The sequence below is a fragment of the Streptomyces sp. OfavH-34-F genome (assembly GCF_022347745.1).
Taxonomy (GTDB): domain Bacteria; phylum Actinomycetota; class Actinomycetes; order Streptomycetales; family Streptomycetaceae; genus Streptomyces.
Genome location: NZ_JAKRGC010000220.1, coordinates 1 through 10936, shown reverse-complemented (window position 1 = coordinate 10936; position 10936 = coordinate 1). Strand labels below are relative to the sequence as shown.

5 protein-coding genes and 1 pseudogene are annotated in these 10936 nt (G+C 73.0%); 5 read left to right on the top strand and 1 reads right to left on the bottom strand.

All coding sequences use genetic code 11. The features are described from left to right. The 5 genes and pseudogenes from MHW47_RS25335 to fxsT form a co-directional block, all read left to right on the top strand. A pseudogene (locus MHW47_RS25335) lies at positions 1-1236 on the top strand (hypothetical protein); the annotation flags it as partial. A gap of 64 nt (positions 1237-1300) precedes the next feature. Then, a complete protein-coding gene (fxsA, locus tag MHW47_RS25330; protein WP_239226085.1) occupies positions 1301-1489 on the top strand; it encodes an FxSxx-COOH cyclophane-containing RiPP peptide in 189 nt (62 codons plus the stop codon). A 315-nt stretch (positions 1490-1804) separates the two neighbouring features. Next, a complete protein-coding gene (locus MHW47_RS25325) occupies positions 1805-2932 on the top strand; it encodes an FxsB family cyclophane-forming radical SAM/SPASM peptide maturase (protein ID WP_239226086.1) in 1128 nt (375 codons plus the stop codon). Further along, on the top strand, positions 2929-4320 hold the full coding sequence (locus MHW47_RS25320) for an HEXXH motif-containing putative peptide modification protein (RefSeq protein ID WP_239226084.1): 1392 nt from the start codon (positions 2929-2931) through the stop codon (positions 4318-4320). Before MHW47_RS25325 ends, MHW47_RS25320 begins: the two co-directional genes overlap by 4 nt. An 80-nt stretch (positions 4321-4400) precedes the next feature. Then, on the top strand, positions 4401-7391 hold the full coding sequence (gene fxsT, locus MHW47_RS25315) for an FxSxx-COOH system tetratricopeptide repeat protein (RefSeq protein ID WP_239226083.1): 2991 nt from the start codon (positions 4401-4403) through the stop codon (positions 7389-7391). Positions 7392-7468: 77 nt separating this feature from the next. Here fxsT and MHW47_RS25310 read toward each other — a convergent pair. After that, positions 7469-10936: multifunctional oxoglutarate decarboxylase/oxoglutarate dehydrogenase thiamine pyrophosphate-binding subunit/dihydrolipoyllysine-residue succinyltransferase subunit (locus MHW47_RS25310; protein ID WP_239226082.1), on the bottom strand; the 3468-nt coding region annotated here is incomplete at its 5' end.

Genomic DNA, 10936 nt, shown 5'->3' with positions numbered 1-10936 from the left:
CGCGGCGACCGGCGCGGCGCGCTGGAACTGCTGCGGCGCGCCGACCGCGAGTACACCGCGGCCTGCGCCACCCCCGGCCTGGAACCCGGCGAAGCCCTGCGGCTCACCCTGGAACGGGTCCGCGCCCTGGAGGCGCAGTGGCGGCTCGACGGCGACACCGCCCTGCTGCAGAGCGCCTGCGGCATGCTGGAGGCCTTCGCCGACGCCTGGCCCGACCAGGAGAACCGCCCGGCCGTCCTGCCCCTCCAGCACGGCCGCACCCTGCTGAAACTCGCCCGCGCGACCCAGGACGCCGAACAGTCCCGCGCCTACGCCGGCCAGTCGGCCCGCTCCCTGCGCACCGCCTTCGCCCAGGGCGACCGGCACACCATGGGCACCGAGAACCGCATCGTCCTCGACCTCGTGGACGCGCTGCTCGCCTCCGGCGCCGAACCGGAGGAGGCCGCCACCCTCACCGCCCAGGCGCTGGAGACCGTACGCGACCAGCGCCAGCGCGCCCAGCTCCAGACCCGGGCGGGCCGCATCCGGACCGCCCGCTACGAGCACACCGGCGACCCCGCCGAACTCGTCGCCGCCACCGAGTGGTTCGCCCGCGCCGCCCGGGGCATCCCGCGCGACTCCCGCGCCTACACCGACCTGCTCGCCGAGTGGGGCGCCACCCTGCTGCGCCGCGCCGAACTCCCGGACGGCGAACCGTACATCGGCGCGGCGGTGCGGGTGCTGCGCGACTGCCGCTCCGAGACACCGGCCGGCGGCACCCAGCAGTCCGAGCGCCTGCTGATGCTGGGCCGCGCCCTGATGCTGCGCCACCGCGCCACCGCGGACCGGGTGGACCTGCGCGAGGCGGAGTACCTGTTCCGGCTGGCCGCCGAGGAGGCCACCGCCCCGCTGACCGCGGCCCGCTGCTGGCTGGAGCTGGGCCGCGCCCTCCTCCAGGCCGCCGGGGTCCTCGGGCGTCCGGCCCGCCGCGACGAGGCGGCCGAGGCGTTCCGGTCCGCCGCCGACTCTGCGGGGGACGCCCAGACGGAGCTGGAGGTTCCGCAACAGCTGCGGGAAGCCGTGGAGCTGGCCGCTACAGCGAACCACTGGCGGGGTATGACGTACGAGAGAGCGGGCCGTCCGCGGGCCGCGCGGGACGCGTACCGGGCGGCCCGGCAGGAGTGGCGCAAACTGCCGGACGGCGGCGGCGCGGCCGGCGAGGCGAGCGCCGAGCGGCTGGCCGAGCTGGAACGGTGAACGGGCGCGGACGCGCCCGGTGACGAGCGGGCCACCGGCCCGCCCTTCGGAACGGGGAGGCGTGATGAGCGAGTCGACACGGAACGACGGAACGCGCGCGACGGAACCGGCTGAACTGCCCGACCTGCTGGGCCTCGACCTGGCGGCCCTGCGGACACTGGACCACCCGGTGCTCGCGGAGGTCGTGGCGGACCTGCGGGGGCGGGCGGAGCAGCCCAGGGAAATGCTCTGGGGGTTCAACAGCGCCTTCTGAACCGGAGACGGCGCGCCGGCCCTTCCCCGGCGACGGGGAAGGGCCGGCACGCCGTACCGCACGGTTTCGGCCGGGCGGGTGTCCCGATCAGGACATCGTGGCCCGGGCGGGCCTGCGGTCGTCCCGGGCCGGGGACACTCCCTCTGGGCCGGCAGCGGGGCCACCCCGGCCGGCGTACGGCACGGGGGTGCTTGAGTGGCTGGACGCACGACGCCCTGGCGGCGAACCGATCGGCCCGCGGCGGCAGGAACACCGCGGCCGGACCCCGGCACGCACCCGCCCACCGGCACCGCACCGGTCCCCTTCGGCCAGTTCATCGTGAAGGTGCACGGCCGCTGCAACCTGGCCTGCCGCTACTGCTACCTGTACGAGGGCCCCGACCGCACCTGGCGCGACCGGCCGGCCGCCGCCCCGCCCGCCGTCCTCGACCACACCGCCGCCCGGATCGCCGAACACGCGGCGACCCACCGCCTCGGCAGCGTGGCCCTCGTCCTGCACGGCGGCGAGCCCCTGCTCGCCGGGCCCGGCCGGCTGGCCGCCCTCGCCGACGCCGTCCGCGACCGCGTACCCGCCGGCTGCGCCGTCCACGCCACCGTGCAGACCAACGCCACCCTGCTCACCGACACCGGCATCGCCACCCTCGCCGGCCACGGCATACGCGTCGGCATCAGCCTCGACGGCGGCCTCGCCGCCCACAACACCCTGCGCACCGACCACGCCGGCCGCCCTTCCTGGCCCGCCGCCTTACGCGGCGCCCGGCTCCTGGCCGACCGCCACCCCGGTGCGTACGCGGGCATCCTCACCGTCGTCGACCCGCGCACCGACCCGGTCGATATGTACGAATCCCTGCTCGCCCTGCGCCCCCCGGCCCTGGACCTCCTGCTGCCGCACGGCAACTGGTCCAGCCCGCCCCCCGGACTGCCGGACCCCACCGGCCCCGGTCCCGGCCGCCCCACCCCGTACGGCGACTGGCTCTGCGCCGTCTTCGACCGCTGGTGGCCCGCGCCCCGCCGGGAGACCCGCGTCCGCCTCTTCGAGGAGTGCGTCGCCCTGCTCCTCGGACTGCCCGCCGCCACCGAATCCCTCGGCCTCGACCCGCTCAACGCGGTGGTGGTCGAGACGGACGGGTCCATCGAACAGGTCGACTCCCTCAAGTCCGCCTACGACGGCGCGGCCGCCACCGGCCTCGACGTCTTCCACCACACCTTCGACGAGGCGCTGCGCCACCCCGGGGTGGCCGCCCGCCAGGCCGGAGCCGCCGCCCTCGCCGCCGACTGCCGCGCCTGCCCGCTGCTGACCGTGTGCGGCGGCGGCCACTACGCCCACCGCTACCGCGCGGAGAACGGATTCGGCAACCCCTCCGTCTACTGCGCCGACCTCGAACGGCTGATCCGCCACATCGCCGCCCGGCTCGCCGAAGCAACCGCTGGAGGCCCCCCATGAGCCCCGCCGTACCGGACCACGTCCTGCGCGCACTCGGCCGCACCGAGGGCGACACCGACAGCCTCGACCTGCTCGTCCGCGACCAGGACACCCGCCGCCTCGTCCTCCTGCGCGCCCTGCTCGACGCGGCGTCCGCCGCCCCCGCCGCCCTCTGCCCCCCACCCCTGCGCGACCGGCTCCGCGAGGACTGGGCCCTCCTCGAAGCCGCCGAACGCGCCGACCGGGCCGCGACCCGCACCGTCCTCTTCCACCCCCTGGCCGGCCCCTGGGCCGAACGCCTCCTCGGCGGCCTCACCACCGAGACCGCCCCCGGCCCCGGCCTCCGCGCCGACCTGGCCCACTTCACCGCCCTCGCCGCAGCCGCCGCCGTACGGGCGGGGGTGCCCTTCGACCTTCGGCTCACCCCGCGCGGAGGACTGGTCCCGCTGCCCACGCTCGGCGCCCTGCGGACCGGACCCGGCCCCGCCCGGCTCTCCCACCGCGACGGCGAACTGACCCTCACCCCGCAGCACGGGCCGCCGTTCACCGTCCGGCGCCACCCGGACCGGACACTGAGCGCGGCCGACCCGCGCTGGCTCCCGGTCCTCACCCTCCACCCCCTCGCCCCGGGCGGCGAGCCCGTCGTCCTCGACGACGTCGACCCCTACGGCATCGCGGCCGACGACCTCGCGCGCTACGGGCTCGGCGGGGCCGCCCGCGTGGACGACCCCGCGCGCAAGCAGTGGGCCGGGTCCTGGGCCGGCGTCCCGCCCCTGCTCCGGATCGGCGGCGACCACCGCCTCACCGAGGCCGCCGCGCTGCTGCGCTGCGTGGTGCCGCTCGGCCACCCCGTCGGAGCCGGGCCGGACGGCGAGGGCGCCGCCCACTGCAGCGGCACCCGGCGGGAGGCGTTCGGAGCCGTGCTCAGCAGCAGACCCGCCACCCCGGCCTACTTCGCCTCGACCCTCGTCCACGAACTCCAGCACGCCAAACTCGCCGCCCTCGCCACCCTCGTACCGCTCCACCACGAGGACGAGGCCCCGCGCCACTTCGCCCCCTGGCGCCCCGACCCCCGCCCCTTCGACGGCCTGCTCCAGGGCGCCTACTCGCACCTGGCGCTCGCCGACTACTGGCAGCGGTTCGCCCTCCACGCCCACCGCGTCACCCACCGGGACCGCGCCTGGGCCGAACACGCCCGCTGCCGCGAACAGGTCGGCGCCGCGCTCCCCGCACTCGCCGGATCGGCGGCGCTCACCCCCGCGGGCCGCACCCTGGTCAACGAGATGATCTCCGTCTACCACCGTCTGGACGACAATCCGCCCCCCTCGGGGCACCTCGCGCGCGCTCAGGCGTATGTGAGCACCGCCAAGGTGATATGGCAGCAGAGGAACGGCTCGCGAAGGCAGTGAGAAGCCTGTGATTCCCATCGGAGCGGCGAGCGCCCCGGTGTATGTTGACAAGGCTCGTATCGAGGCAGGGAGACGGCTGAATGCCCGGAACGCGTAAGCCAGTTGGAGTAGCCGGGACGAACACCGTCACGATCAGTTTCGCCGGCTTCAACCGCGCCTGGGCGGCGTGGATCGCCGACCGCCTGGAGCGGCGCGGCGTGCTCGTCGTCCAGCAGCGCTGGGACCCGCCGGTCACCGTCCCGCTGGAGGAGGCGCTGCGCGACCTGACGCTCGCCCGCGGCCGGGTCCTCGTCGTGCTCAGCGACTGGTACTTCCAGCTCGGCCCCCGCAGCCACGACGAGTGGAACCGCGCGCTGCGCTCCGAAGTCGCCCCCGACCCCGACCGGTTCGCCGCCGTGTGCGTCACCACCTCCGCACTCCCCGGCGCCACCTCCGCCTTCGGCGCCGCCGACCTCACCAACGTCGGCGCCGAGGAGGCCGAACGGCGGCTCCTCGCCCGCCTCGGACTTCCCACCGACCCGCTGCCCGACGCCGGCTCCGCGCCGGGCCCCCGCTTCCCCGCCGACACCCCGCAGGTGTGGGGCGGGGTGCCGCGCCGCAACATCCGCTTCACCGGCCGCGAGGAACTGCTCACCGACACCTACCGGGCGCTCCAGGACTCCGGCCCGGGCGCCGGCGTCGTCACCCTGCACGGCATGTCCGGCGTCGGCAAGACCCAACTCGCCGCCGAGTACGTCTACCGCTTCGGCTCCGAGTACGACGTGGTCTGGTGGGTGCCCGCCGACCGGCGCGCCCTCTACCGCCAGAAGCTCGCCGAACTCGCCCCGGAACTGGGCCTGTCCACCGGCGCCGAGTACGGCGAACGGCTGCGCGCCGTCCGCGACTCGCTGCGCCGGGGCGACCCGCACGCCCACTGGCTGCTGATCCTGGACGGCGCCGACGAACCCGACCAGATCTGGGACCTGGTGCCCACCGGCCCCGGCCACGTCCTCATCACCTCCCGCAACCCGGAGTGGGGCGAGCACAACAGCAACCTCGTCGAGGTCCCCGTCTACCGGCGCGACGAGTCCGTCGCCTTCATCCGCCGCCGCGCCCCGCGCCTGACCCAGGCCGAGGCCGACCAGCTCGCGGAGGCACTCGAAGACCTCCCGCTGCTCCTGGACCAGACGGCCGGCTGGCTCAACGACTCCGACCTGTCCGTCGCGGAGTACATCGAGCTGCTGGAGGGCGGCATCGACCAGGACGTCGTCCGGGTCTCCGCCGACTTCCCCCTCGCCTTCCAGACCGCCTGGTCGATACTGCTCAACAAGCTCCGGGACACCGTCCCCGAGTCCATCGACCTGCTGCGCCTGTGCAGCTTCTTCGCCCCCGGCTCCATCCCGGTCCGGCTCCTCAAGGACATGCCCCCCGGCGACCTGCCGGAACAGGTGTCCGGGCTGATGAGCGACCCCCTGCTGTGGAACAAGGCGATCAACCAGCTCCGCCAGTACTCCGTGGTCCGGCTCGAATCCCACGAATCGGGCATCGACCCCGCGTCCTCCGGCGAATCGCTCTACATGCACCGCATGGTCCACCAGATCGTCGGCCTCGACATGACCGAGGAGAACCGCAAGGAGTTCATCGACGTCGTCCGGCGCGCGCTGGCGGCGGCCGATCCGGGCCGCCCCACGGACACCCGGCTGTGGCCCGCGTACGCCGAGATCACCCCGCACCTCAAGTGGGCCGACGTCCTCAAGAGCACCGACCCGGCCGTGCAGAACCTGGTGCTGAACTGCCTGCGCTACATGTACCTCTCCGGGGAGTACCGGGCCGGCATCAAGCTCGGCGAACGCGCCCTGACGACCTGGCGGGAACTGCTGGGCGAGAGCCACCCCAGGATCTGGGACGTCAGCTACCACTACGCCAACCTGCTCAGGGCCGTCGGCGACTACGCGGGCACCGAGGCCATCGAACGCGCCGCCGTGGAGCACCTGCGCGCCGAGCGCGGCACCCAGGACCTGGAGCACCTGCGCGCCGCCACCGGGCTCGCCGCCGACCTGCGCGGACTCGGGCGCTACGACGAGGCGCTCGACATCTCCACCTGGGTACTGGCCGGATACCAGGAACTCCTGGGCGACCAGGACTCCCGGACGCTCAACGCGCAGAACAACCTGGCGGTGACCCTGCGCCTGCTCGGCAGGTACCACGAGTCCCTCGAACTCAACCGGCGGACCCTGGAGGCCCGCCGCCAGCTGCTGCGCCAGCGCCACACGTGGACCCTCTTCTCCGAGATCCACTACTCCACGGACCTGCGGCTCCTCGGCCGCTACAACGAGGCGCTGTCGCTCCAGAACCAGAGCGTCCAGGTGCACCGGCGCGTCCTGGGCCCGGACAACCCGCAGACGCTGCGCGCCGAGCACAACCTCGCGCTGTGCCACTACCGCAACGGCGAGCGGGCCAAGGCGACGAACCTGTTCACCCGCGTACTGGAGCGCTGCGAACGCGTCCTGGGCGAGACCGACCCGCTGACGATCATGTTCGCCGCCGGGCAGAGCTGCTTCGCCCGCGAGCACGGCAACGTCGACCAGGCCAGGGCCATAAGCGAGAAGGTGGTCGGCGGCTACGCGGACATGCTCGGCGAGGCCCACCCGTACGCCGCGGGCACCCGCTCCAACCACGCGATGATCCTGCGCAACGTGGGGGAGCGGGACCAGGCCCACGTGCTGCTGGAGGAGTCGCTCGCCACCATGACCCAGGCCGTCGGCGAGAACCACCCGTGGACGCTGGGCTGCGCCATCAACGCCTCGGCGCTGCGGAACCTCGTGGGCGACCCGGAGGGCGCGGCGGCCCTGACGGACTCCGTCATCACCCGCGCCACCGAGGTCCTCGGCCGCACCCATCCGCTGACCCTGTCGGCGCGCGTCGCCCACGCCGCGGACCTGCGCGGCCTGCGCGACCGGCAGAAGGCGGAGAAGGTCGAGAACGAGGCGCTGGAGGACCTGGCGACGACGCTCGGCGCCCAGCACACCCACACCGTGTCGGCCCGCTCCCGCAACCGCCCGTACTGGGACTTCGAGCCGCTGACCATCTGAGCCGCCCGGACCACGCCGAAGGGGCCCGCCCCGCGAGTCGATCGCGGGACGGGCCCCTTCGGCGTACTGCGTGCCGGTCAGGCGTCGAAGACCTCGTTGACCAGCTGGGTCTGCTCCGCCTGGTGACGCTTGGCCGAGCCGACCGCCGGGGACGAGCTGTGCGGGCGCGAGATGCGGCGCAGGCGCTCGCCGTGCGGCACGTCCGCGCCGACGGCCAGGTCCAGGTGGTCGATCAGGTTCAGCGCGATGAACGGCCAGGCACCCTGGTTGGCCGGCTCCTCCTGGGCCCACAGGTACTTCGCGGCGTTCGGGTACTTGGCGATCTCGGCCTGGATCTCGGCACCCGGCAGCGGGTACAGGCGCTCCAGACGGATGATCGCGGTGTCCGTGACGCCCCGCTTCTGGCGCTCGGCCTCCAGGTCGTAGTAGACCTTGCCGGCGCAGAAGACGACCTTGCGGACCGCGCTCGGGTCGACCGTGTCGTCGCCGATCACCGGGCGGAAGCCGCCGGTGGTGAACTCCTCCACCTTCGACGCGGCCGCCTTGAGGCGGAGCATCGACTTCGGGGTGAAGACGATCAGCGGCTTGTGGTGCGGGTTGTGCACCTGCCACCGCAGGAGGTGGAAGTAGTTCGACGGCAGGGTCGGCATGGCGACCGTCATGTTGTTCTGCGCGCACAGCGTCAGGAAGCGCTCCGGGCGGGCGGACGAGTGGTCCGGGCCCTGGCCCTCGTAGCCGTGCGGCAGGAGCAGCGTGACGCCGGAGGTCTGGCCCCACTTCTGCTCGGCGGAGGAGATGAACTCGTCCACCACGGTCTGGGCGCCGTTGACGAAGTCGCCGAACTGGGCCTCCCAGATGACCAGCGACTCCGGACGGGCCAGCGAGTAGCCGTACTCGAAGCCCATCGCCGCGTACTCGCTGAGGAGCGAGTCGTAGACGTTGTACCGGGCCTGGTCCTCCGTGAGGTACAGCAGCGGGGTGTAGTCCTCGCCGGTGACCTGGTCGACGAGCACCGCGTGGCGCTGGCCGAAGGTGCCGCGGCGGCTGTCCTGGCCGGCGAGCCGGACCGGGGTGCCCTCCATCAGCAGCGAACCGATGGCCAGGGTCTCGCCCATGCCCCAGTCGATCGTGCCGTTCTCCACCGAGGCGGCGCGGCGCTGCATCTGCGGGAGCAGACGCGGGTGCACCGTGATCGACTCGGGGATGTTGACCTGGGACTCGGCGATCCGCTTGACGACCTCGGCGGAGACCGCGGTCGACACGGCGACCGGGAACTCGGCCTGCGGGTCGGAGATGTGCGGCTGCGCCGGCTGCGAGGTGGCCTCGCGGACCTCGGCGAAGACCTTCTCCAGCTGGCCCTGGAAGTCCTGGAGCGCTTGCTCCGCCTCTTCCAGGGTGATGTCGCCGCGACCGATCAGGGACTCGGTGTAGAGCTTGCGCACCGAGCGCTTCTTGTCGATCAGGGTGTACATCTGCGGGTTGGTGAACTCCGGGTTGTCGCCCTCGTTGTGACCGCGGCGGCGGTAGCAGATGAGGTCGATCACGACGTCCTTGTTGAACGCCTGCCGGAACTCGAAGGCGAGCCGCGCGACGCGGACGACGGCCTCGGGGTCGTCGCCGTTGACGTGGATGATCGGCGCCTCGATCATGCGCGCCACGTCGGTGGCGTACATCGAGGAGCGGGAGGACTCCGGGGCGGCGGTGAAGCCGACCTGGTTGTTGATCACCACGTGCACGGTGCCGCCGGTGCGGTAGCCGCGCAGCTGCGACATGTTGAGCGTCTCGGCGACGACGCCCTGGCCGGCGAAGGCCGCGTCGCCGTGGAGGGCGATGGGCAGGACGGTGAAGTCCGTGCCGCCCTTGTTGATGATGTCCTGCTTGGCGCGGGCGATGCCCTCCAGGACCGGGTCGACCGCCTCCAGGTGCGAGGGGTTGGCGGCCAGCGAGACCTTGATCTGCTCGCCGTCCAGGCCGGTGAAGGTGCCCTCGGCGCCCAGGTGGTACTTGACGTCGCCGGACCCGTGCATCGAGCGCGGGTCGAGGTTGCCCTCGAACTCGCGGAAGATCTGGGCGTACGACTTGCCCACGATGTTCGCCAGGACGTTCAGGCGGCCGCGGTGGGCCATGCCGATGACGACCTCGTCGAGGCGGGCCTCGGCGGCGGAGTCGATGACCGCGTCGAGCAGCGGGATGACGGACTCGCCGCCCTCCAGCGAGAACCGCTTCTGGCCGACGTACTTGGTCTGCAGGAACGTCTCGAACGCCTCGGCGGCGTTGAGGCGGCGCAGGATGCGCAGCTGCTCCTCGCGCTCGGGCTTGGGGCGCGGACGCTCCACCCGGTCCTGGAGCCACTTGCGCTGCTTCGGGTCCTGGATGTGCATGAACTCGATGCCGGTGGTGCGGCAGTACGACTCGCGCAGGACGCCGAGGATGTCGCGGAGCTTCATCATCGACTTGCCGGCGAAGCCGCCGACCGCGAAGTCCCGCTCCAGGTCCCACAGGGTGAGGCCGTGCTCGGTGATGTCCAGGTCGGGGTGCTTGCGCTGGTGGTACTCCAGCGGGTCGGTGTCGGCCATGACGTGGCCGCGGACCCGGTAGGAGTGGATCAGCTCGAAGACCCGCGCGGCCTTGGTGACGTCGTCGTCGTGCGAGGCGTCGATGTCCTTGAGCCAGCGGACCGGCTCGTAGGGGATGCGCAGCGCCTTGAAGATCTCGTCGTAGAACTCGTTCTCGCCGAGCAGCAGCTGGGAGAGGACGCGCAGGAACTCGCCGGAGGCGGCGCCCTGGATGACCCGGTGGTCGTACGTGGAGGTCAGGGTCATGACCTTGGAGATGCCCAGCTTGTTCAGGGTGTCCTGGGAGGTGCCCTGGAACTCGGCCGGGTAGTCCATCGCGCCGACGCCCATGATGAGGCCCTGGCCGGGCATCAGGCGGGGCACCGAGTGGACGGTGCCGATGCCGCCGGGGTTGGTCAGCGAGGCGGTGACGCCGGTGAAGTCGTCCATGCCGAGCTTGCCGTTGCGGGCGCGCCGGACGATGTCCTCGTACGCCTGCCAGAACTCGAAGAAGTTGAGCGTCTCGGCCTTCTTGATGGCCGCGACGACCAGCTGCCGGTCGCCGTTCGGCTTCACCAGGTCGATGGCGAGGCCGAGGTTGACGTGCTCCGGCTTGACGAGGGTCGGCTTGCCGTCCTTCTCCGCGTAGGAGTAGTTCATGGCCGGCATGGCCTTGAGGGCCTGGACCATCGCGTACCCGATGAGGTGCGTGAAGGAGATCTTCCCGCCGCGGGCGCGCTTGAGGTGGTTGTTGATGACGATGCGGTTGTCGAAGAGCAGCTTCACCGGGACGGCGCGCACGGACGTGGCCGTGGGCAGCTCCAGCGAGGCGTTCATGTTCTTCGCGACCGCGGCGGACGGGCCGCGCAGCGTCACGTATTCGGGGCCGCCCGGGGCCTCGGTGTCCGCGCCGGCCTTGGCCTTGGCGGCCGGGGCCTTCGCGGCGGGCGCGGGCGCGGCCTTCGCCGGCGCCTTGGGCGCGGCCGGTGC